This is a genomic window from Intrasporangium oryzae NRRL B-24470, from assembly GCF_000576595.1.
In the GTDB taxonomy this organism is placed as follows: domain Bacteria; phylum Actinomycetota; class Actinomycetes; order Actinomycetales; family Dermatophilaceae; genus Intrasporangium_C; species Intrasporangium_C oryzae.
Window position 1 is genome coordinate 123,914 of sequence record NZ_AWSA01000001.1, and the last position, 21,559, is coordinate 145,472.

At 71.9% G+C, this 21,559-nt stretch carries 16 protein-coding genes; 9 read left to right on the forward strand and 7 right to left on the reverse strand.

Annotated elements, in window-relative coordinates:
* Positions 1–84 precede the first annotated feature (84 nt).
* Both N865_RS00580 and N865_RS00585 read right to left on the reverse strand, forming a co-directional pair.
* Positions 85–687 (reverse strand): GNAT family N-acetyltransferase, encoded by a 603-nt coding sequence (locus N865_RS00580; protein WP_051509735.1) that lies wholly within the window; start codon positions 685–687, stop codon positions 85–87.
* Positions 687–2,036 (reverse strand): serine hydrolase domain-containing protein, encoded by a 1,350-nt coding sequence (locus N865_RS00585; protein WP_211244821.1) that lies wholly within the window; start codon positions 2,034–2,036, stop codon positions 687–689. The genes N865_RS00580 and N865_RS00585 overlap by 1 nt, the downstream gene beginning before the upstream one ends.
* A gap of 280 nt (positions 2,037–2,316) precedes the next feature.
* Here N865_RS00585 and N865_RS00590 point away from each other — a divergent pair, with 280 nt between their 5' ends.
* Positions 2,317–4,539, forward strand: coding sequence for an NADP-dependent isocitrate dehydrogenase (locus N865_RS00590; RefSeq protein ID WP_034800370.1), 2,223 nt, complete (start codon positions 2,317–2,319; stop codon positions 4,537–4,539).
* A gap of 64 nt (positions 4,540–4,603) precedes the next feature.
* Here N865_RS00590 and N865_RS00595 read toward each other — a convergent pair whose 3' ends face one another.
* The 5 genes from N865_RS00595 to N865_RS00615 all read right to left on the reverse strand — a co-directional run bounded on the left by N865_RS00595 (position 4,604) and on the right by N865_RS00615 (position 10,270).
* Positions 4,604–5,053, reverse strand: coding sequence for a hypothetical protein (locus N865_RS00595; RefSeq protein WP_034800372.1), 450 nt, complete (start codon positions 5,051–5,053; stop codon positions 4,604–4,606).
* Between the two features lie 134 nt (positions 5,054–5,187).
* Positions 5,188–5,655: an SCP2 sterol-binding domain-containing protein gene (locus N865_RS00600; RefSeq protein WP_034800374.1), complete on the reverse strand. Its 468-nt coding sequence runs from the start codon at positions 5,653–5,655 to the stop codon at positions 5,188–5,190.
* Positions 5,656–5,735: 80 nt separating this feature from the next.
* Positions 5,736–6,527, reverse strand: coding sequence for a PIG-L deacetylase family protein (locus N865_RS00605; RefSeq protein ID WP_034800377.1), 792 nt, complete (start codon positions 6,525–6,527; stop codon positions 5,736–5,738).
* A 114-nt stretch (positions 6,528–6,641) separates the two neighbouring features.
* Positions 6,642–9,452 (reverse strand): type I DNA topoisomerase, encoded by a 2,811-nt coding sequence (gene topA, locus N865_RS00610; protein WP_034800380.1) that lies wholly within the window; start codon positions 9,450–9,452, stop codon positions 6,642–6,644.
* A 359-nt stretch (positions 9,453–9,811) separates the two neighbouring features.
* Complete coding sequence (locus N865_RS00615; RefSeq protein WP_034800383.1) at positions 9,812–10,270, reverse strand: GyrI-like domain-containing protein; 459 nt, start codon at positions 10,268–10,270, stop codon at positions 9,812–9,814.
* 325 nt (positions 10,271–10,595) lie between these two features.
* Here N865_RS00615 and N865_RS00620 point away from each other — a divergent pair, with 325 nt between their 5' ends.
* The 8 genes from N865_RS00620 to N865_RS00655 all read left to right on the forward strand — a co-directional run bounded on the left by N865_RS00620 (position 10,596) and on the right by N865_RS00655 (position 21,358).
* On the forward strand, positions 10,596–11,387 hold the full coding sequence (locus N865_RS00620; protein WP_034800384.1) for a dioxygenase family protein: 792 nt from the start codon (positions 10,596–10,598) through the stop codon (positions 11,385–11,387).
* Between the two features lie 173 nt (positions 11,388–11,560).
* The gene (locus N865_RS00625) at positions 11,561–12,838 is read left to right on the forward strand and encodes a toxic anion resistance protein (RefSeq protein ID WP_084327812.1); all 1,278 of its coding nucleotides are present in this window, start codon (positions 11,561–11,563) and stop codon (positions 12,836–12,838) included.
* Between the two features lie 53 nt (positions 12,839–12,891).
* On the forward strand, positions 12,892–13,719 hold the full coding sequence (locus tag N865_RS23385) for a hypothetical protein (RefSeq protein WP_245603614.1): 828 nt from the start codon (positions 12,892–12,894) through the stop codon (positions 13,717–13,719).
* 2 nt (positions 13,720–13,721) lie between these two features.
* Positions 13,722–15,320 (forward strand): AAA family ATPase, encoded by a 1,599-nt coding sequence (locus N865_RS00635; protein WP_084327813.1) that lies wholly within the window; start codon positions 13,722–13,724, stop codon positions 15,318–15,320.
* Positions 15,317–16,639: an MCP four helix bundle domain-containing protein gene (locus N865_RS00640; protein WP_034800386.1), complete on the forward strand. Its 1,323-nt coding sequence runs from the start codon at positions 15,317–15,319 to the stop codon at positions 16,637–16,639. The genes N865_RS00635 and N865_RS00640 overlap by 4 nt, the downstream gene beginning before the upstream one ends.
* Positions 16,636–17,646, forward strand: a complete 1,011-nt coding sequence (locus N865_RS00645) for a glutamate ABC transporter substrate-binding protein (protein WP_034800387.1) — start codon at positions 16,636–16,638, stop codon at positions 17,644–17,646. Before N865_RS00640 ends, N865_RS00645 begins: the two co-directional genes overlap by 4 nt.
* Before the next feature lie 11 nt (positions 17,647–17,657).
* Entirely contained in the window at positions 17,658–18,866 is a 1,209-nt protein-coding gene (locus N865_RS00650) for a hypothetical protein (RefSeq protein WP_034800504.1), read from the forward strand.
* Complete coding sequence (locus tag N865_RS00655; RefSeq protein WP_034800388.1) at positions 18,863–21,358, forward strand: serine/threonine-protein kinase; 2,496 nt, start codon at positions 18,863–18,865, stop codon at positions 21,356–21,358. The genes N865_RS00650 and N865_RS00655 overlap by 4 nt, the downstream gene beginning before the upstream one ends.
* The last annotated feature ends 201 nt before the right edge of the window (positions 21,359–21,559 follow it).

Sequence of the window (21,559 nt, forward strand, 5' to 3'; positions counted from 1 at the left end):
AACACCGTGTTGCAGCACGGCGTTCGTGAACGAACGCTGCGTTCACGTGGCGGGGGGGAAGCGCTGGGGGGGTGGGCGGGGCGCTCAGGTCTGCAGGGTCCACTCGTCGCGCAGGATCGACCAGTCGTTGAGGTCGAGCCACACGCCGCCCTCCCCGAGGAAGGCCTGCCGTTTCGTCCCCTCAAGGCGCATGCCGATCTTGGCGAGGACCCGGTTGGACGCGACGTTGTCGGCGAACGCGTCCGCCCGGACACGCCGCAGGCCGAGCTCCCGGAACGCCAGCGCGAGCAGCTCGCTCGCGGCCTCGGACGCGAAGCCTCTGCCGTGCACGTCGGGGTGGAAGGCATAACCGATGACGCCCTCCCACTCGTCGGTGGGCAGGCTCGTGATGCTCTGCGACCGCTCCAGGGCCAGCATCACGTCGCCGACGAGCCGGCCGGTGGCGCCGTCCTCGACAGCGATCCCGAGGACCGGCCGGTCCGCCTCGAGCGTGGCCCGGGCGATGCGGTCCCCCACCCTGGCGACGACCTCGTCCCGCGAGAGCGCGTCGCGGCTGAGGAACGTGGACACGTCGGGCCGGCCCCGGTAGGCATGGATCGCGTCGACGTCGTCGAGCGTCGCCGGGCGCAACCGGAGGCGTTCGGTGCGGCGGGGCCACCGCAGGGCGGCCAACACCGGCTCGGGCATCAGCGCCAGCCCGCCTCGTCCACGCCGCCCGGGATGTCCGCCGACGGGTCGTAGGGCGTGCGCGTGAACCGGAACGAGGCGAGGTCGAGGTGCGAGACGGTCCCGTCGGGCCGACGCACGAGACGCAGCGGCTCCCCCGTGTAGTAGCCGTCGAGACCGACCCACTCGTCGCGCCCAGCGACCGCGAACCTCGAGCCACGCCCCTGCCCCGGCTCACCGAGGACGAGGTGCTCGCCGACGACCTTGGCGACGGTGACCGACGGACCCCAGTGCCACATGCCCACGACGTCGAGGACGTCGGCATCGCCCTGGGCGTGCCACGGCTCGACCGGCCGGGGCTCGCGCTCGACGAAGGCCTTGAGCAGCTCGGGCGCGACCAGGCCCATGCCGCTCGTCGCGTTCGCCATGACGACCACCCCGTCGCCGGTGCTCGTGTCGACCCGCAGCCCCGCGAGGAAGCCGGGCATCGAACCGCCGTGACCGGCATACCGCGTGCCGTCGATGTTCCAGACCTGCCAACCGAGCCCGTGCGCAACCGTCCACGGCAGTCCCGGATTGTCGTTGACGACGTGCGGCTCGTACATCTCGGCGAGGGTGTCCTTCGCGAGCACGTCGCCCGTGTCGCCGCCCGCGAACACGGCCCAGCGGGCCAGGTCCTCGATCGTCGTCCAGAGCTGGCCGGCGGGCGCCATCGCGCCGGCGTCATGCTCCGGCTCGGGCAGCAGGACATCGGCGAAAGGGTGGACGGCGAGGCCCTGCCCGGCCTTCCCGGAGGGGCGCGTCGTCGTGCGGAGCATGCCGAGCGGCTCCAGCAGGTCGCGCCGGATCACGTCGAACCAGTCCGCGCCGTGCGCCCGAGCCACGAGCTCGCCGAGCGCGCCGAACCCGACGTTGGAGTAGTGGAACCGGCGCCCGGCCCGGAACCGCTGGACCACCTGCGATGCCGCGAGGGACTCCCAGTCGCCTCCGGGCGTCCGCTCCCACCACGGGCCGTTCGTCTCGGCCTGCACGCCGGCGTCGTGAGAGAGCAGCTGCGCGATCGTCGCGCCGCCGAGCCGTGATCCCGGCACGTGCGCCTCGAAGCGGTCGTTCAGGTCGAGGCGCCCCGCATCGCGCAGCCGCAGGACCGCGACGGCGACGAAGGTCTTGGTGATCGAGCCCATCCGGTACTGCGTGTCCGTGTCGGAGCGGCCCCCGTCCGCGCGCCCGTCGACCGTCCCGATGGCGTCGCTCCAGGCCAGGGCGCCGTCGCGCACGATGCCGGCCGCGACGGACGGCAGGCGCCCACGGCGCTGCTCCGCCGCGAGGAAGTGGGACAGGTGGCGCGCGGTCAGCGGGTCGATGTTCACGCCGGACACCCTAGGACCCGTCCCGTATGCCGCTCTCCGCCCACCCAGCCCTCTCCCCCTGCCTACCGAACACCGCGTTCGGTGCCGAAAGCAGTGGTATACCGGCGCGTTCGAGACCGAACACCGCGTTCGGTGCTGCGGGGTGGGGGTGGGTCCGAGGCCCGGCGTGGGTGGAGGATGGACGACGGGCCCCGCGCCCTCGCCGCATCCGATATCTTGATGTCAAGATTTATCGCTGGGGTCCTCGCACGGAGGACCGGACGACCCGAACGGAGCACACGTGGACTCGACCATCATCTACACCCACACGGACGAGGCACCGGCGCTCGCCACCGCCTCGCTGCTGCCGATCGTGTCGGCCTTCGCGAAGCAGGGCGGCGTCGAGGTGGAGACCCGCGACATCTCCCTCGCGGGCCGCATCCTCGCGAGCTTCCCGGACTCCCTCCGGCCCGAGCAGCGCGTCGACGACGCCCTCGCCGAGCTGGGCCAGCTGGCCAAGACGCCCGAGGCCAACATCATCAAGCTGCCGAACATCTCCGCCTCGATCCCGCAGCTCAAGGCGGCGATCGCCGAGCTCCAGGCCGCCGGCTACGCGCTGCCCGACTACCCCGACAACCCGAGCACCGACGAGGAGAAGGCCGCCCGCGCCGCCTACGACAAGGTCAAGGGCTCGGCCGTCAACCCCGTCCTGCGCGAGGGCAACTCCGACCGCCGCGCCCCGGCCTCGGTCAAGAGCTACGCGCGCAAGCACCCCCACTCGATGGGCGCGTGGAGCCCGGACTGCAAGACGAACGTCGCGACGATGGACGCCGACGACTTCCGCCACAACGAGAAGTCGACCGTCATCGCCTCCGACACGACGCTTCGGGTCGAGCACATCGCACCTGACGGCACGACGACCGTCCTCAAGGAGTCGATCCCCGTCCTCGCCGGCGAGATCGTCGACGCGACGGTCATGCGGGTCGCCGCCCTCCGCGAGTTCCTCGCCACGCAGGTCGCGCGCGCCAAGGACGAGGGCGTCCTGCTCTCCGTCCACCTCAAGGCGACGATGATGAAGGTCTCCGACCCGATCATCTTCGGCCACGCCGTCCGCGCCTTCTTCCCCGACGTCTTCGAGACGTATGCCGCCGAGCTGGCTGCCGCGGGCGCGAGCCCCAACGACGGGCTGGGGGCCGTGCTCGGCGCGATCCAGTCGCTCCCGGCCGACCAGCGCGAGGCGATCGAGGCCGCGATCAGGAAGGGCTTCGAGGAGGGTCCGGCCATCGCCATGGTCGACTCCGCCAAGGGCATCACCAACCTCCACGTCCCGAGCGACGTCATCGTCGACGCGTCGATGCCCGCGATGATCCGCACGTCGGGCCACATGTGGAACGCCGAGGGAAACGAGCAGGACACGCTGGCCGTCCTTCCCGACAGCTCGTACGCCGGGATCTACCAGGTCGTCATCGACGACTGCCGCGCCCACGGCGCCTTCGACCCGGCGACGATGGGGTCGGTCCCCAACGTCGGCCTCATGGCCCAGGCCGCCGAGGAGTACGGCAGCCACGACAAGACCTTCGAGATCCCGGCCGACGGCATCGTGCGCGTCGCCGACGCCGCGGGCACCACGCTCCTCGAGCACGAGGTCGCGGCGGGCGACATCTGGCGCGCCTGCCAGACGAAGGACGTCCCGGTCCGCGACTGGGTCAAGCTGGCCGTCACGCGCGCGCGCGCGACCGGGGCCCCCGCGGTCTTCTGGCTCGACCAGGACCGCGCGCACGACGCCAACATCATCGCCAAGGTCCGCGAGTACCTCACGGAGCACGACACCGACGGCCTGACGATCGAGATCATGAAGCCGACCGACGCGATCGCCTACTCGCTCGGGCGCATCCGCACGGGCGAGGACACGATCTCGGTGACGGGCAACGTCCTGCGCGACTACCTCACCGACCTCTTCCCGATCCTCGAGCTCGGCACCTCGGCGAAGATGCTCTCCGTCGTCCCGCTCATCAACGGCGGTGGCCTCTTCGAGACCGGCGCGGGCGGTTCGGCCCCGAAGCACGTCCAGCAGCTCGTCCAGGAGAACTACCTCCGCTGGGACAGCCTCGGCGAGTTCCTCGCCCTGGCCGTCAGCTTCGAGCACCTCGCGGGGGTCACGGGCAACGCGCGCGCCAAGGTCCTCGGTGAGACTCTCGACCGCGCGACCGGCACGCTCCTCGAGCAGAACAAGGGCCCGGCCCGCAAGGTCGGCCAGATCGACAACCGCGGCAGCCACGTGTGGCTCGCCCTCTACTGGGCGCAGGAGCTCGCGAAGCAGGGCGACGACGCCGAACTCGCGGCGACGTTCGCGCCCGTCGCGAAGGTACTCGCGGACCGCATCGAGACGATCAGCCAGGAGCTGGTCGACGCCCAGGGGCACCCGGTCGACATCGGCGGCTACTACCGCCCCGACGCCGACAAGGTCGCCTCGGTGATGCGTCCGTCGGCGACGTTCAACGACATCATCGCGACGCTGGCCTGAGGGCCACCGCTCGGAAAGAGGGGCCCCGCCGCGCGGCGGGGCCCCTCTTCGCGTCCGCGGCGGCCTAGATCTCGGCGGGCTTGGCGACGGCGAGCCCGACGAGCAGTCCCAGCAGGGCGACCTCGGCCACCGTGATGGCGGCCGCCCACGTCCCCATCGAGAGATCACTCAGGGCCGCGTAGTCGAAGACGCCGGGCCCCAGCAGGCCCACGCCGAAGACGACGAACAGCGCCAGGACGACCACCTGGACGATCGCGCCGATGACCCACACCATGCGCCGACCGACGACGGCGAGCGCCCACGACCCGGCGAGGTAGGCGATGGCGAGGAAGAGGTACGCCCCGTACGTCGTCGTGTCGGTGGCACCCGGGGCCGACTCGGCACTGCGGACGAGGAAGAAGAGGATCCCGTAGAGGACGCCGATGATCCCGGCAAGAACGACCGCGGCGTAGCGCAGGGCCATGAGGTTCTCGGCGTGGTGGATGACGGAGGTCTCGTGGTCGGTCTGCTTCATGGCGCTCTCCCTGGGTCGTCGTCCGACCTCCATCGGAGCAGTACCCGGCGCAGCCGACCAGAGTCGTAGGTCCCGTGCCCCGGGCGAGAGGAGGGTATGCCGCTGGGCCGGCCCAGCGGCATACCGGCGGTCCGTCAGGCCTTGGCGACGTCGAAGAACGAGCCGACGTTGGCCGCGAGTCCGAGGTCGCCCTGGGCCTTGATCTTGCCCGTCAAGAACATCATGACCGGGTTGCCGGTCTTGGTGATCACCTTGGCGAAGTCGACCGGCCCCATGGTCAGGGTGAGCGTCGAGTCGCCGTCATGGCCCCGGTGGACCGTGCAGGCGCCGTCGGCGATCCGGACCGTCCACTGGTCGGAGCCGCCGTCGGGGCGTCCGGTGATGTCCCAGTGCGTCGTCGCGGTGGTCGAACCGGCGCGCTCGGGGCGGAAGAGCTCGGGCATCCGCGTGAAGATCGCGCTGACCACCGCCTCGCGAGCGCCGCTCGCCATGAGTGCCGTGATGTCCTTGTCGGACAGGGCCTTGAGCGCGGCGAGGAACTCCGCCGGCTCGGTCGCGGCGAGCGTCTCGGGGGTGGCGGACATGAGGTCGAGCTGGGTCATCGGACGGTCCTCCGCGTGGCTGGGTCGGGCAGGAAGAGGTTACCGTCAGTAACCTGACGGCTCCCAGACCATAGTGGACCTCACACGTCGAGGAACCAGGCTGTGACCATCCCCTCAGGCCGGCCCGGCTCGATGTAGAACTCCCAGCCGAACGACTCCCTGAACGCGTCCTCGGGGATGGCGAGCATCACGCCGACGTCGGACGTCTGGCTCGCGTGGGCCGAGAGGGCCGCCCGCTTGACGGCGATGTAGTCGCGCAGGTCGCAGGCCCAGTGCAGCTCGGCCTCGGGCGTGCCCATCGGGTTGCCGTCGTCCATCGGCGCGTCGGGGTCCCAGGCGTCCTCGGCCCCGGCAGCCCGGGCGCCCTCCCACATGCGGCGCATCGCGTCGCGGTTCATCGAGCCCTCGAGGTAGCGCGGCGTCCCGGCCAGCTCGGCCGCCCGCTTGGTCACCTCGTGCACCTTGACGTGGTCGGGGTGGCCGTAGCCGCCGTGCCAGTCGTAGCCGACCACGACGTCGGCCGCCTCTTCGCGCAGGATCGCGGCCAGGCGCCGGGCGGCCTCGTCGGCGTCGGCGCGGAAGAAGCTCTGCTCGTGGTCGTTCTGGGCCCAGCCGGTCATCCCGGAGTCGGCGTACCCGAGCCACTCGACCCGGTGAGTGCCGATCGCCGCGTTGGACGCCGCCGCCTCCTTGCGCCGCCGCTCGACGACCGTCTCGCCCTCGGCGAGGTCGGCCGCCGGCTCGCCGTGGTCGCCGTTGGTCGCGATGACGAGGACGACCCGATGTCCCTCACGGACCGCGCGTGCCATCGACCCGGCGGACTGCGAGGCCTCGTCGTCGGGGTGGGCATGGACGAAGACCACGGTTGCCATGGGGACACCCTCTCATCGCGAGCCGACACTCGACCGAGCCGGTCCCCGCGGACGCAGCCCGGCGGCATACCCCTGCAGGAGGCGTATGCCGTCGGGCCGCGCGGGAGCGGCCCGCTAGGCCTTCTTCGTGGCGCGCTTGGCGGTCGTCCGCTTCGCCGCCGTCTTGGCGGCGGTCTTGGTGGTCGCCTTCTTCGCGGTCTTCTTCACGGCGCGCTTGCGCGTCGTCGGGCCCTTGGCACGCTTCTCGGCGAGCAGCTCGAAGCCGCGCTCGGGCGTGATCGAGCCGGGGTCGTCGTCCTTGCGCAGGGTCGCGTTGGTCTCCCCGTCGGTGACGTACGGCCCGAACCGACCGTCCTTGACGACGACCGGCTTGCCGCTGACCGGGTCGGCGCCGAGCTCCTTGAGCGGCGGCGCGGCGGCGGCCCGTCCGCGCTGCTTCGGCTGCGCGTAGATCGCGAGCGCCTCGTCGAGCGTGATGTCGAAGAGCTGCTGCTCGGTCTGGAGGGAACGCGAGTCGGTCCCCTTCTTGAGGTAGGGGCCGTAGCGGCCGTTCTGGGCCGTGATCTCGATGCCCTCGCCGTCGACGCCGACGACGCGGGGCAGGCTGAGCAGCTTGAGGGCCGTCTCGAGGTCGAGGCTCGCGAGGTCCATGTCCTTGAAGAGCGACGCGGTCCGCGGCTTGGCCTTGGCGGCCTTCGCGGTCTTGCGCGCCCTGGGCTTGGCGTCGGTCTCGCTCGTCTCGCCAGCACCCTCGTCCTCGATGACCTCGGTGACGTAGGGGCCGTAGCGGCCGGCCCGCGCGACGATCTCGCGGCCCGTCTCGGGGTCGCGGCCGAGGACGCGGCCGTCGTCGGCGGCGACCTCGAGGAGCTCGCGCGCCTTGGCCGGGGTCATCTCGTCGGGGGCGACGTCGTCGGTGATCGTCGCCCGTCGGGGTGTGCCCGTGGCGCCCTCGGCGACCTCACCGGTCGCGAGGTCGACCCCGGCGGGCACGACCTCCTCGACGTAGGGGCCGTAGCGGCCGACGCGGACGACCATGCCTTCGCCGAGCGGGATCGTCGAGATCTCCTTGGCGTCGATCTCCCCGAGGTCGTCGACGAGGCCGCGCAGGCCCTCGCCCGTCGTCGCCTCGTCGCCGAAGTAGAAGCGCTTGAGCCACGCGACGCGACCTTCCTCGCCGCCGGCGATCCGGTCGAGGTCCTCCTCCATCGACGCGGTGAACTCGTAGTCGACGAGCTCCCCGAAGTGCTCCTCGAGCAGGCGCGTCACCGCGAAGGCGAGCCACGTCGGGACGAGCGCCTGACCCTTGGTGAAGACGTAGCCGCGGTCCTGGATCGTTCCGATCGTCGCGGCATACGTCGACGGACGCCCGATGCCGCGCTCCTCCATCGCCTTGACGAGCGTCGCCTCGGTGTAGCGCGCCGGCGGGGTCGTCTCGTGGCCCTCGGCCTCGGCGCGCGTCACCTCGAGCTCGACGCCCTGCGAGAGCTTGGGCAGGCGGCGCTCCTCCTCGGCCGCCTCGGCGCGCGCGACCGCCTCGTCGTCGCGGCCCTCCTCGTAGGCGGCGAGGAAGCCCTTGAAGGTGATGACGGTGCCGCTCGCGCTGAACTCGACGGACTGCGCGCCCTCGACCGCCGTGTCGACGGCGAGCCGGACCGTGGCCGTCGAGCCGCGGGCGTCAGCCATCTGCGACGCGACGGTCCGCTTCCAGATCAGCTCGTAGAGCGCGAACTCCTCGCCGCGCAGCTGACCCGCGACCTGCGCAGGGCTCCGGAAGCGGTCACCCGCGGGGCGGATCGCCTCGTGGGCCTCCTGGGCGTTCTTGACCTTCTTCTCGTAGCGGCGCGGGCTGTCCGGGACGTACTCGGCGCCGTACATGTCCCGGGCCTGGCTGCGCGCGGCGGTCAGCGCGGCGTCCGACAGCGTCGTGCTGTCGGTACGCATGTAGGTGATGTAGCCGTTCTCGTAGAGCCGCTGCGCCACCCGCATCGCGTTCTTGCTGCTGAGGCGCAGCTTGCGGGAGGCCTCCTGCTGGAGGGTCGAGGTCGTGAAGGGCGCCGACGGGCGACGCGTGTAGGGCTTCTCCTGGACGTCGGTGACGCGGGCGTTCGTCGCTGCCACGGCGTCGGCGATGCGGCGGGCCAGCGCCTCGTCGAGGTGGACGACGCCCTTGCCTGCCGACGTGACGAGGCGTCCGTCGTCGGCGAAGTCGCGGCCACTGGCGACGCGGGAGCCGTCGACGGAGCTGAGGCGGGCGGTGAACTGCTGGGCCGGGCCGCCGGGTGTGAAGTCGCCCTCGACGTCCCAGTAGGACGCCTTGACGAACGCCATCCGCTCGCGCTCCCGCTCGACGACCATGCGGGTCGCGACCGACTGGACGCGGCCGGCCGACAGGCCCTGGCGGACCTTGCGCCACAGGACCGGGCTCACCTCGTAGCCGTAGAGCCGGTCGAGGATGCGACGCGTCTCCTGGGCGTCGACGAGGCGGGTGTCGAGCTCGCGGGTGTCGTTGACGGCGCGCTGGATCGCCTCGCGGGTGATCTCGTGGAAGACCATCCGCTTGACGGGCACGCGCGGCTTGAGCGCCTCGAGGAGGTGCCAGGCGATGGCCTCGCCCTCGCGGTCCTCATCGGTGGCGAGGTAGAGCTCGCTGGCGTCCTTGAGGAGGCGCTTGAGCTCGGCGACCTTCTTCTTCTTGTCCGGGTCGACGACGTAGTAGGGCGCGAAGTCGTTGTCGACGTCGACGGCGAACTTGCCGTACGGGCCCTTCTTCATGTCGGCCGGCAGCTCGGACGGGTTGGGCAGGTCGCGGATGTGTCCGACCGATGCCTCGACCTCGAAGTCACCGCCGAGGTAACCGGCGATCGTCTTCGCCTTGGCGGGCGACTCGACGATGACGAGCTTGCGGCCCTTGCCTGCAGCCATGGAGCACCTTCAACTTCCCGGTCTCACGTGCAGCGGATTCGTCGCTGCCTCGACGTGGACGCGGACCGACCGTAACAGGTGGGTCACGTTCCGTCGCCTTCCGTCCCGGATGCCGCCCTCCCCGCTGCGGGCCCACAGGACCTCCGCCCCGGCGGACTTTGTTGTGGCTCTCGGGCCGGATTTGCCGCAGGACCTTCGCCCCGGCGGACTTTGTTGTGGCTCTCGGGCCGGATTTGCCGCAGGACCTCCGCCCCGGCGGACTTGTTGTGGTTCCCGGGCCGGATTGGCCACAGGACCTTCGCCCCGGCGGACTTGTTGTGGTTCGTGGCCCGTCGAGGTGTGGGTGGTGTCGCGCGGGGTCAGGCGGTCGGGACCATGACCAGGGTGCGCCACGTCGCCGGGTCGGGCTCGCGCTGCGGGTCGCTGAGGTAGCACTCCCACATCTCGTCACCCGGGGTCAGCTCGTGCTCGACCATCCACTGCTCGACCTCGGCATAGGTGTCGGCCAGCTTCTCGTACGGCCCGATATGGACGGCCTCGACCACCGTGCCTCCGGGCAGTGTGCCGGCGGTGACACCCTCAGCGTCGGTGATCGGGGACGAGACCGGGAAGCCGGCCTCGACGTCGACGGTCTCGCCGGGCATGCCGTGGTACAGGCCGAAGGGCGGCCCGACCGGGGCCACCCGCTGGGCGCGCATCACGCCCATCGTCATGCCGTAGGCGCGCGCGAAGAAGTCCTTGAGCTCGTCCATGGGCACCCGCTCGCGCACGACGGCGGTGTGCTGGAGCTTCGCATCGATGATCTGGATGTCGGTCATGCCGTCACGCTCACACGCAGCAGTCACATCGGGGCAGGGCCGAAGGACCCGGAAGCCGCGCGGAGCGGGAGGGCGCGCGGCCAGCAGCCGCGGGCGGGGGACGGCGGGAGCGGCATCGGCGGCGGCACCGTTCCCGCGGACCGCGCGGGCACGGCATACGGCCGCCGACGCTCTCGCCGCGAGCGTTGATCCGCGTTCGCGGCCCGGCATACGGGCTCGAATGCGGCTCGGCGCCGGGACACGGGCGGGGAGTGCGGGAATGGGGCTGGTGAACGCGACGTTGGACCTGATAGTTTAGAGTTCAACAAATTGGAGGATCCTGCCGATGTCGACGCCCGTGATCTACCTCAGCCACGGCGCACCGCCGCTCGCCGACGACGAGCGCTGGACCGCCGAGCTCGCCGACTGGTCGGCCGGCATCGCCAAGCCCAAGGACGTCCTCATCGTCTCGGCGCACTGGGAGGACGCGCCGACGACGCTCGGCACGACGACCGGGGCCCCCCTCGTCTACGACTTCTGGGGGTTCCCCCAGCGGTACTACGAGGTGACCTACGACGCCCCCAACGCGCCCACCCTGGCCGACGACGTGACCAAGCTGCTCACGGCAGCCGGCCAGACCTCGTCGACCCCAGTCCACCGCGACGAGTCGCGCGGGCTCGACCACGGTGCCTACGTCCCGCTCAAGGAGATGTTCCCTGACGCGGACGTCCCGGTCCTCCAGATGTCCATGCCGACGCTCGACCCGCGCGGCCTCTTCGAGATCGGCCGCCGGCTCGCCCCGCTCCGCGACCAGGGCACGATGATCGTCGGCTCGGGCTTCACGACCCACAACCTGCGCTGGTTCAACCCGGCAGCCGGGCCCGACGGCGTCCCGCCCCAGGCGAGCGCTGAGTTCGACCACTGGGCGCAGGAGGCGATGAAGGCCCAGGACGTCGACAGCCTGCTCGACTTCCTCGACAAGGCGCCGGCCGCCCGGGTCGCGCACCCGCGGACCGAGCACTTCGCGCCGCTGTTCGTCACCCTCGGCGCGGCCTACGAGTCCGGCGGCCTCGACAACCGTTCGGTCATCGAGGGCTTCTGGTTCGGGCTGTCCAAGCGCAGCTGGCAGTTCGGCTGAGCACGCCCGCCTTGTCCCCGTCTGCGGGAACCCTTCGAAAGCCCGAGCCGTCGGACGGACACGGCACGTAGAGTGGCCGTACGCCCGGCGAGCGGTATGCCGCCCACCTGGCTTCGGGACTTCGGCCGCGTCCCCGACGTGGCCGGGCACGTAGGGGAAGGACCCGTTCGACGATGACTGACCAGCCCGCCATCACTCCCGGCGCCGCGGCCACTGCTGGCGCCGCGGCCGCACAGGTGAGCCCGCTCGAGCCGCCGCCCGGCGACGCGTTCATCCTCACCGCTGCTGCCCCGCCCGCCCCCGTCGCCGAGACGGCAGCACCGAAGATGGCACCGGCCGTCCCACAGGGGGCGCTCCCGGGGCTCGACGCCAAGGTCGACACCTACCTGACCTCGCTCCTCACGGTCGAGCCGCGCTCCCCCGAGTGGGAGACCAGGGCCGCCGATGTGCGGACCATGGGCAACGACGAGATCCGCTTCGCCGCCGAGAGCTCCAACCGGATGCTCCAGATGCCGGTCAAGGCCCTCAACGAGGGTTCGCTGTCGCAGGGCTCCAAGGTCGGCCAGACCCTCATCGACCTTCGGCGCACCGTGGAGGAGCTCGACCCGGCGCAGGCGACCGGCCCGAAGAAGTTCCTCGGGATGATCCCGTTCGGCGACCGGGTCACCGACTACTTCCAGAAGTACCAGTCGTCGCAGTCGCACCTCAACGCGATCCTCCACGCACTCCGGTCCGGACAGGACGAGCTCCAGAAGGACAACGTCGCCCTCAACCTCGAGAAGAAGGCGCTGTGGGAGTCGATGGGCCGACTCAACCAGTACGTATACGTCGCCGAGCGCCTCGACGCCCGGCTCGCCGCCCAGATCGCGACCGTCGAGGCGACCGACCCCGAGAAGGCCAAGTCGCTGCGCGAGGACGTCCTCTTCTACGTCCGCCAGAAGCACCAGGACCTGCTCACGCAGCTCGCCGTGTCGATCCAGAACTACCTCGCCATCGACATCGTCATCAAGAACAACATCGAGCTCGTCAAGGGCGTCGACCGGGCCACGACGACGACCGTGTCGGCGCTGCGCACCGCGGTCATCGTGGCCCAGGCGCTCAACAACCAGCAGCTCGTCCTCGACCAGATCAGCGCCCTCAACACGACGACGTCCGGGCTGATCGAGCGCACGTCCGAGCTGCTCAAGACCAACTCGGCCCGGATCCAGGAGCAGTCCGCCGCCTCGACGCTGAGCATGGCCTCGCTGCAGAAGGCCTTCGCGAACATCTACGCCACGATGGACGCGATCGACACCTTCAAGGTCAAGGCCCTCGACAACATGGCCGCGACGATCGGCACCCTCGAGACCGAGGTCGCCAAGTCCCGGAGCTACCTCGACCGGGTCCAGGCACACGATGCCCGGCAGGCCTCCGCACCCGGCGCTCTCGACCTCGGCCAGGGGCCACGCTGACCGAGAGTCTCATCGGGGGTCGGCCGGCTGCACCAGGCAAGGAGAAGAGGGACGTGGGGATCAGGTCGTGGTTCGGGCTGGACAAGCCCGAGGCGCCCGAGCCGGTGCGCCCCGGACCGCCGACGACCGAGGAGCTGCTCGGCGCGCTCGACGCCGTCGAGCGGCAGGCCCGTGACGGGAAGGTGCCCGGGGTCGTGCTGTCGCGCCTGCTCCGGGTGACCCGTATCGTCCGCGAGACCGTCCCCCGGCTCGCGACCCTCGGGCTCGGGAGCGAGCAGGGCTACAGCGTCATGGCGACGGCGACCGACTACCTCCCCGTCGCCATCGGCAACTACCTGCGCCTCCCCCGCGACTGGGCCGACAGCCGGCCGATCGCCGACGGCAAGAGCTCGGTCATGCTCCTCGTCGACCAGCTCGACCTCCTCGGCGGGGTGATGGACAAGGTCTACGACGCTGTATGCCGGGCCGACGCGGAGGCGATCGTCGTCCACGGCGCGTTCCTCGAGCAGAAGTTCGGCCACGCGTCCTCCGGCGGCTCCCTCGGCCTCGAGGGCCCCGACCCGACACCGCGCGGGATGCCGGGCCCCAACCCCGACCCGCTGCCGGTTCCCACCCCGAGCCCGACGCCGGCCGTGCCGCCCACCGTGCCGCCCACCGTGCCGCCCACCGTGCCGCCCACCGTGCCGCCGACCGCCCCTTCCGACACCTCACCCTCCGCCCTCTCCTCCCCCCTCTCCTCCTCCGTCGAGGGCCCGCCTGACCTCGGGTCGGGCGAGGTGCCCGGGGTCGCGCCCGTGCCGCACGGAGGAAGCACCGGCGCCACCCATCCGCGCTCCCTCGCCACGCCCGCAGAGCCGGGCCCGCTCGCCCCGCCGGAGTGACCATGACCCCGCCTGCCACCCCGTCGTCCCGCCTCGGCGAGAGCATCACCGAGCTCGCCGAGCTCGCCGCCGAGGCCGGACTCGACCCGGCCACCGCCCGCGACGAGGGACTGCGGGTCGCCGCCGCGCTCGCCGAGGCCGTCCCGGGCGCACCCGAGGGGTGGGCCGAGGTCGCACACCCGGGCCTGCGCGACCTCGCCGCGATCAACGCCGCCTTCTTCGACGCCGCCTCACGCGGCCGGCGCTGGCGGGCCAGCCCGACGGACCTGCTCGAGAGCCTCGTCGCCTCGCGCAGCTCCCTCGCCGACGAGTACGCACGCGCCCTCACCGAGGTCGCCTCCGCCGCCGTCATGCTCGGCACGGCGCCGATCTGGGTCATCGCCAACGCGACGGCCGCGAGCGCCACCTACCTCGGCGCCGCCCGCGCCGGGGCGGTCCCCGCTCCCCCGTTCGGGGCCGTGCCGACCCTCCCGGGGAGCCAGGACTTCTTCGGGAGCCAGCCCAGCGGCATACCCCTCGGCGTGAACCCCCCTCCAGCGCAAGGCGCCCCGACGTCGGGAGGTGTCGCGACCGACACGGCCCAAGCTCCCCCGAGCATCGCGACCGAGGTCGCGACCGAGCCGGAGAAGACGGTCGAGGAGCTGCTCGCCGAGCTCGACGACATGATCGGTCTCGACCGCGTCAAGCGCGAGATCCACCGCCAGGTGGCGCTGCTCAGCGTCGAGAAGCTCCGCACCGAAGCCGGGCTCAAGGCGCCCAAGATGAGCCGCCACCTCGTCTTCGTCGGCAACCCCGGCACGGGCAAGACGACCGTCGCGCGGCTCGTCGGCTCGATCTACCGGGCGCTCGGGCTGCTGCCGAAGGGCCAGCTCGTCGAGGTCGACCGGAGCGAGCTCGTCGCCGGGTACGTCGGCCAGACGGCGATGAAGACGGCCGAGGTGTGCGCGAAGGCCGTCGGGGGCGTCCTCTTCATCGACGAGGCCTACGCGCTCACGGGCGACCAGTACGCCCACGAAGCGGTCAACACCCTCGTCAAGGAGATGGAGGACCACCGTCAGGACCTCGTCGTCATCGTCGCCGGCTACCCCGAGCCGATGGTCACGTTCATCACCCAGAACCCCGGGCTCGCGAGCCGGTTCACCACGACGATCGAGTTCGACGACTACACCGACGACGAGCTCCTCGCCATCCTCGACTCCATCGCCTCGGGCTCCGACTACGAGCTGACCGACGAGGCGCAGCGCCGGGTCCGGATGATCCTCGAGGCCACCCCGCGCACTCCCGCCTTCGGCAACGGCCGGTTCGCCCGCAACCTCTTCGAGCACGCGGTCGGCCGGCACGCGTGGCGGCTGCGCGATGCCAAGGAACCAACGCGCGACGAGCTACGTCTTCTCACTGCCGACGACATGGTCGAGCACCCGGACGACGACACCGACACGACCGACGACAACGGCAGCACCGGGACGGTTGGCACCGACAACGGCACCACCCGGTCGGTTGACGACAACACCACCGACACCACCGACACGACCGATCAGGACCACCGGGCCGGCGACACCGAGGCGGACGAGACGAGCGAGACCAGCGAGGACCCCGCATGACGAGCGCACCGACGACGAACATCCCCGTCTCGATCCCGGCCGGGCGCCCGACGCCGCCCACGCCCTCGACGCCGCGCACGATCAGCGGCAGCGTCCCCGGAGCGCGCTCCATCGCCAACCGTCTCCTGCACGGGACACCGGGCCGGATGCGCCTCCTCGCCCTCGTCGCCGTCATCGCCGCCCTCGCCCTCGGTGGCGTGTGCGCCAACGCCCTTGTCGGCTCGCGCGCCGCCGTCGAGCGCGCCGCCAACAACACGGCCCAGGTGGTGCGGGCCCAGTCGATCCACGTCGAGCTCCTTCGCGCCGACGCCCTCGCCACCAACGCCTTCCTCGTCGGCGGCCTCGAGTCCCCCGAGAACCGCGCCAAGTACGACGCCTCGATGGCGAGCGTCGCGACGACGATCGCCGAGGCCGCGGCAGCCCAGCCCGCCGACGGCACCGCCCTCGGCGCCCTGTCCGCCGACGTCCAGACGTATGCCGCCCTCGTCGAGCAGGCCCGCTCCAACAACCGCCAGGGGCTGCCCGTCGGGGCGCAGTACCTCAAGCAGGCGAGCGCCGGCCTGCGGTCGGACGCCATCCCGATCGTGACCCAGATCGTCGCGAGCAACGAGCAGCGAGCCAAGGACGAGTTCGCCCGCGCCGGCTCGACGACCCTGCTCCTCGTGGGGCTCGTGTCGCTCCTCGTCCTCGCCGGGGTCGCCGTGTGGCTCGCACGCCGGACCCACCGCTACCTCAACGTGTCGCTGACGGGAGCCATCGTGCTGCTCGTCGTCGCGTTCTTCGTCGCGTGGTCGACAATCAGCGGCGTCGGCGCCTCGACCGCGCAGGTCCAGTCCGGGAACTACGACCGGGCCGTCCAGCTCGCGACGGTCCGCACCGCCGCGAACGACGCCCGCTCCAACGAGAGCCTGACGCTCATCGCCCGGGGCTCGGGCACCGCCTTCGAGAAGGCGTGGAAGGCCAACGACACGACGGTGACCGACAAGGTCCGAGCACTCGGCGACGACGCGCTCACGACGGCGTGGACGGCATACGGCTCGATCCACCAGAGGATCCGCCAGCTCGACGACTCGGGGAAGTGGGACGACGCCGTGGCGCTCTCGACGGACTCGAGCACGAACGGCGCCGGTGGGGCGTTCGAGTCGTTCGACAAGACCGTCACCCAGGAGCGCGACGTCGCGAGCCGCGACGCCGTCTCCGAGCTCCAGGGACTCGGCGGTCCGGCCCTGCTCCTCGCCATCGCGATCGGGCTCGCCTCGCTCGCCGCATCGTGGCTCATCGTCCGAGGCATGGGCCAGCGGATCGAGGAGTACAAGTGACCACCCAGCGTCGGACGCCCCGGGGCCGCATCGTCGCCCTCCTCGCCGGCACCGCCGTCGCCACCCTCGCGGCGTGCACCGGGGTGACGTACGCCGACACTCCCCTCCCCGCCACGCCGGCTCCCACACCGACGCCGAGCGCGCCGGCCGCGACGCCGGTCGTGTGCTCCAACGCGACGCAGTCCTACTCCCCGCTGGCAAGCATCCCCTCCTCCGGCTCGATCACCGACCCCTCGGTCCGCGCGATCCTGCGCCGGGGCTACCTCGTCGTCGGGGCCTCGGCCGACACCTACCTCTTCGGGGCGCGTGACCCGTTCACGGGGCAGATCAGCGGCTTCGACATCGACATCGCCAAGGCCGTCGCCAAGAGCCTCTTCGGCGACGAGAACAAGATCCAGCTGCGGGTCATCACGGCGGCCGACCGCATCCCCGTGCTCACGGGGAAGGACGCGACGGGCAAGGAGGTGCCGCGGGTCGACATGGTCGTGCGCAACATGTCGATGACCTGCGACCGCTGGAAGCAGATCGCCTTCTCCGCCGAGTACTACCGGTCGGGCCAGAAGGTCCTCGTCGCCAAGGGCACTCCCAACGCTGCCTCGGTGACGCTCTCCGACCTCAAGGGCAAGCGCGTCTGCGCGCCGACGGGGACGTCCTCCCTCGACAAGCTGCGCACGGTGCAGGGCCCGATCCCCGTCACGGCCGCCAACCACACCGGCTGCCTCGTCCTCTTCCAGCAGGGCAAGGCCGACGCGATCACCGGCGACGACACGGTCCTCGCGGGCCTCGCCGCCCAGGATCCCTACACCGTGGTCAGCAAGGCCCCGGCGATCACCGTCGAGCCCTACGGCGTCGGCCTCAACAAGGACGACGTCTACCTCGCCCGCTACATCAACACGCTCCTCGCCGAGATGAAGGCCGACGGCCGGTGGAAGCAGATCTACAACCGGTGGCTCGCCGGGCCGCTGGGTCCCGCCCCCGCCCCGCCCACGCCCGTCTACGGGCGGTGATGGTCACGCCGATGAAGGCTCCCTCCGACGACACCGGGCTGGTCGCCCCGACCCCGCCCGGGGGCCTCGGGGTGCCCGTCCAGGCCGGTGAGGCGCAGACCTACCTCGACGCCCTGCGGATCTGGGTGGCCCAGCGTCGCGCCGACCTCGACGAGGTCGACGCGGCCGTGCTCCGGCTGCCCGACTCCGAGCAGGGCGCGATCACGACCGACCTCACCGTCGCCCTGACCTTCTGGAAGGCTGTGAGCGACCGGCTCATGCTCCTCCAGACGACCTTCGACGGCGGGCGCGTGGGGCCGAAGGAGGCCGAGCGCCTCTCGATGCTCATCCACGGCCGTCTCGACTCGACGACGTCGGAGGAGCTGTCCCTGCCCTCGAGCGGCTCCCTGGCGGTGAGCCTCCCCGAGGCGTGCCGACTGCTCGACTCGCTGACGCGGACTCTCCAGGCCCGTGCATCCTTGGCCCCGGGAGCCGCCGAGGCGTCCCAGCGGATCACCGTCGCCCGGGCTGGGCTCGAACGCATCCGCGACCAGATACCCCTCGTGCCGGCCGGGCCCGAGCGCGACGCCGCGAGCGACAAGCTCGCCCGGCTCGACCGGCGCCTCGCCGACCTCGTCGACCGCGCCCGTCGCGGCGCCGACGTCGGCGGCATCATCGGCCCGGTCGAGATCGACGTCTCGGTCCTCGAACGCGACCTCATCGTCGCCGCGGCCGAACGGGCCTCGGCCGCCAAGGACCGCGTCCGGACCGAGCAGCAGGTCGAGGAGCTCGCCGCTCGCGCCGCGGCGATCCGCGCCCTCGAGAAGGCCTGCCTCGCCGCGGTCACGCCCGCCCCGCACCTCGCCATCCCCAACGTCCGCGCGCTGGGACCGGTCCCCCAGACGCCGGCCGAGCTCACGGCATACCGTCAGCGCCTCGAGCGCGTCTCCCGGGCCCTCGACCTCGCCCACGAGACGTATGCCGCCGGGCTCGCCGAGCGCGACGAGATCGTCGGGCTCGTGGGGGCCGTCGCCGCCATGGCCGCGAGCCGCACGCTGAGCCCCGAGGCGAGCGACGACCTCGGCGCGCTGCGCACGCGGCTCGACGAGGCCCTCACGGCGACCCCGATGCCGCTCGCCCGGGCCCGGGCGCTCGCGGCCGCCTACCAGGCCTACGTCGACGCGGCGACGCGCGGGCCGTCCAGCACCACCTCGACCCGAGCAGGAAGGGCCCGTCCATGACCAGGTGCACCCAACCCGGCTGCAGCGGCACGATCGTCGACGGCTACTGCGACGTCTGCGGCATGGCCGCGACCTCGACCCCGGCGCCCGTCGCCGCGGTCGGCGCCGTGGGTGTGGCCGGAGGCGGCGCGGGGGCCTCCTCGCCTGCCTCCGCGGCGACCCATGCGTCGTCCCCCGCCTCCTCTCCGACGGCCCTTCCCCGGGCCGCGACGGCCGGCGGGGCCGTCATCCCCGAGGGCGGCCCCTGCGGGCAGCCCGGCTGCTCGGGGAGGATCGACGCCGGCTACTGCGACGTGTGCGGGACGCCGGCGAGCCAGGGCAGCGCCCCCGTCGTCGTCTCGGGCGCACCCCGTCCGACGAGCACCGCGGGTCCCGACGGGTCCTCCCCCGTCGCCGGGATCGGTCCCGAGCTCTCCACCCGCTCGGCCGCCTCGAGCTCGATCGCGTCGGCAGCCCTCGGCTCCAGGCGTGCCCGCGAGACCGGGTCGGTCGCGACCCGTCGGCTCGGCGGCTCCCAGCGGCTACGGGCCGCCCGGCTCGGCGGCGGCATCACGACGGTCAAGCCGGCCCCCGAGATCGACGCCTCGAAGGCCCTCCTCGCGAGCCCGAGCGTCCCCGAGAACAAGCGCTTCTGCCCCAAGTGCGGCGAGCCCGTCGGGCGGGGGCGCGACGGCAAGCCGGGACGGACGACCGGGTTCTGCGCGAAGTGCCGCCACCCGTTCTCGTTCGACCCCAAGCTCAAGGCGGGCGATCTCGTCGCCGGCCAGTACGAGGTGGCCGGGTGCCTTGCGCACGGCGGCCTCGGCTGGGTCTACCTCGCCCGGGACAAGAACGTCTCCGACCGATGGGTCGTGCTGAAGGGCCTGCTCAACTCGGCCGACCCCGACGCCCTCGCCGCGGCCATCGCCGAGCAGCGCTTCCTCGCCCAGGTCTCGCACCCGAGCATCGTCGAGATCTACAACTTCGTCACCCACGACGACGCCGGCTACATCGTCATGGAGTACGTCGGCGGGACCTCGCTCAAGTCGATCCTCAAGCAGCGCATGCAGCACGCGGGGAAGTACGACCCCCTGCCCGTCGACCAGGCGCTCGCCTACATCCTCGAGATCCTCCCGGCGTTCCAGTACCTCCACGACCTTGGCCTCGTCTACTGCGACTTCAAGCCCGACAACATCATCCAGGTCGGCGACGAGGTCAAGCTGATCGACCTCGGCGGCGTGCGCCGCGCCGACGACGAGGACTCCGCGATCTTCGGGACGGTCGGCTACCAGGCACCCGAGGTGGCCGACCTCGGCACGTCGATCGCCTCCGACATCTACACGATCGGTCGCACCCTCGTCGTGCTCACGATGGAGTTCCGCGGCTACCAGTCCACCTACCTCAACACCCTGCCCGCCCAGGGGTCGAGCCCCGTGTTCGAACGGTACGACTCGTTCTACCGGCTCGTCGCCAAGGCGTGCGCACCCAACCGCGACGACCGCTTCGTGTCCGCCGACGAGATGCGCTCCCAGATGGTCGGCGTCCTCCGCGAGGTCGTCGCGATCGACCGTGGTTCCGGTGCGGCGACGACGACCGTCAGCTCGCTCCTCTTCGACGTGCCCACCCCGGGCATCGACGACGACGACTGGCACAACCTCCCTGCCCTGCGTCGGGACCCGCACGACCCGCAGACCGGCTGGCTCCACACCGTGACCGGGACGCCGTCCGAACGGCTCGCGATCCTCCAGAAGGCCCCGGCGAGCTCTGCCGAGGTCCTGCTCGACATCGCCCGGACCTCCCTCGACGCGGGGAAGCGCGATCTCGCCGAGTCGGCGGCGGCCAAGCTGCTCGCCGCCGACCCGTGGGAGTGGCGGGCCGTCTGGATCCAGGGCCTCGCCGCCCTCGAACGCGGGGACGCCCGCGCGGCCCAGGCGTTCTTCAACGCCGTGTACGGGCAGGTACCGGGCGAGCTCGCCCCCAAGCTCGCCCTCGCCCACGCCTGCGAGAAGGCCGGTGACGACGCCGTCGCCGAGAACCTCTACGTCGCGTGCGCCCGGACCGATGCGACCTACGTGCCCATGGCCTCCTTCGGGCTGGCGCGGATCCGGGCCGCGCGCAAGGACATCGACGGGGCGGTCGCGGCATACCGGCTCGTCCCCCCGTCGTCGAGTGCCTACCGCACCGCGCGGGCCGGGCTCGCCGAGCTGCTCACGCGGGCCAACCGGGGCCTTCCCGACCTCGCCGAGGCGCTGCGGACCCTCGACGACACGTCCCTGTCGGCGCGTCGCCGTGCCGAGGTCACGACCGACATCTACCGTGAGGCGCTCGCGACCGTCGAGAAGTCCGGGGCCAAGCCCGACCTTCGCCTCGGCGAGCACGGCGCCACGACGACCGGCCTGCGCGTCGGTCTCGAGTCGTCGCTGCGCGAGCTGGCCAGATGGACCCCCGACCTCGACGCCCGCGTGGCACTCGTCGACGAGGCGAACACGATCCGACCCTGGAGCCTGTGGTGACCGACCTGCCCCCGATCCCGTCAGGGACCGTGCCCGTCGGCACAACCGGCGACAGCGACCCCGCGGATCCGACTGTGGACCCGGCGGACCCAGCTGGGGGCCCGGCGGCGGACCCCGCCGCCGGGCGCGACTGCCCGGTGTGCGGGACTGCGAGCGTTCCCGGGTCGAGCTTCTGCGAGGCCTGCGGGGCGGACCTCGGCG

Coding starts and splice junctions, on each gene's coding strand:
- N865_RS00600 (WP_034800374.1), bottom strand. CDS start 5,655: ATGACCCAGCTCGACCTCATGTCCGCCACCCCCGAGACGCTCGCCGCG.
- N865_RS00605 (WP_034800377.1), bottom strand. CDS start 6,527: ATGGCAACCGTGGTCTTCGTCCATGCCCACCCCGACGACGAGGCCTCG.
- N865_RS00580 (WP_051509735.1), bottom strand. CDS start 687: ATGCCCGAGCCGGTGTTGGCCGCCCTGCGGTGGCCCCGCCGCACCGAA.
- N865_RS00650 (WP_034800504.1), top strand. CDS start 17,658: ATGAAGGCTCCCTCCGACGACACCGGGCTGGTCGCCCCGACCCCGCCC.
- N865_RS00615 (WP_034800383.1), bottom strand. CDS start 10,270: ATGACCGACATCCAGATCATCGATGCGAAGCTCCAGCACACCGCCGTC.
- N865_RS00655 (WP_034800388.1), top strand. CDS start 18,863: ATGACCAGGTGCACCCAACCCGGCTGCAGCGGCACGATCGTCGACGGC.
- N865_RS00620 (WP_034800384.1), top strand. CDS start 10,596: ATGTCGACGCCCGTGATCTACCTCAGCCACGGCGCACCGCCGCTCGCC.
- N865_RS00635 (WP_084327813.1), top strand. CDS start 13,722: ATGACCCCGCCTGCCACCCCGTCGTCCCGCCTCGGCGAGAGCATCACC.
- N865_RS00625 (WP_084327812.1), top strand. CDS start 11,561: ATGACTGACCAGCCCGCCATCACTCCCGGCGCCGCGGCCACTGCTGGC.
- topA (WP_034800380.1), bottom strand. CDS start 9,452: ATGGCTGCAGGCAAGGGCCGCAAGCTCGTCATCGTCGAGTCGCCCGCC.
- N865_RS00595 (WP_034800372.1), bottom strand. CDS start 5,053: ATGAAGCAGACCGACCACGAGACCTCCGTCATCCACCACGCCGAGAAC.
- N865_RS00640 (WP_034800386.1), top strand. CDS start 15,317: ATGACGAGCGCACCGACGACGAACATCCCCGTCTCGATCCCGGCCGGG.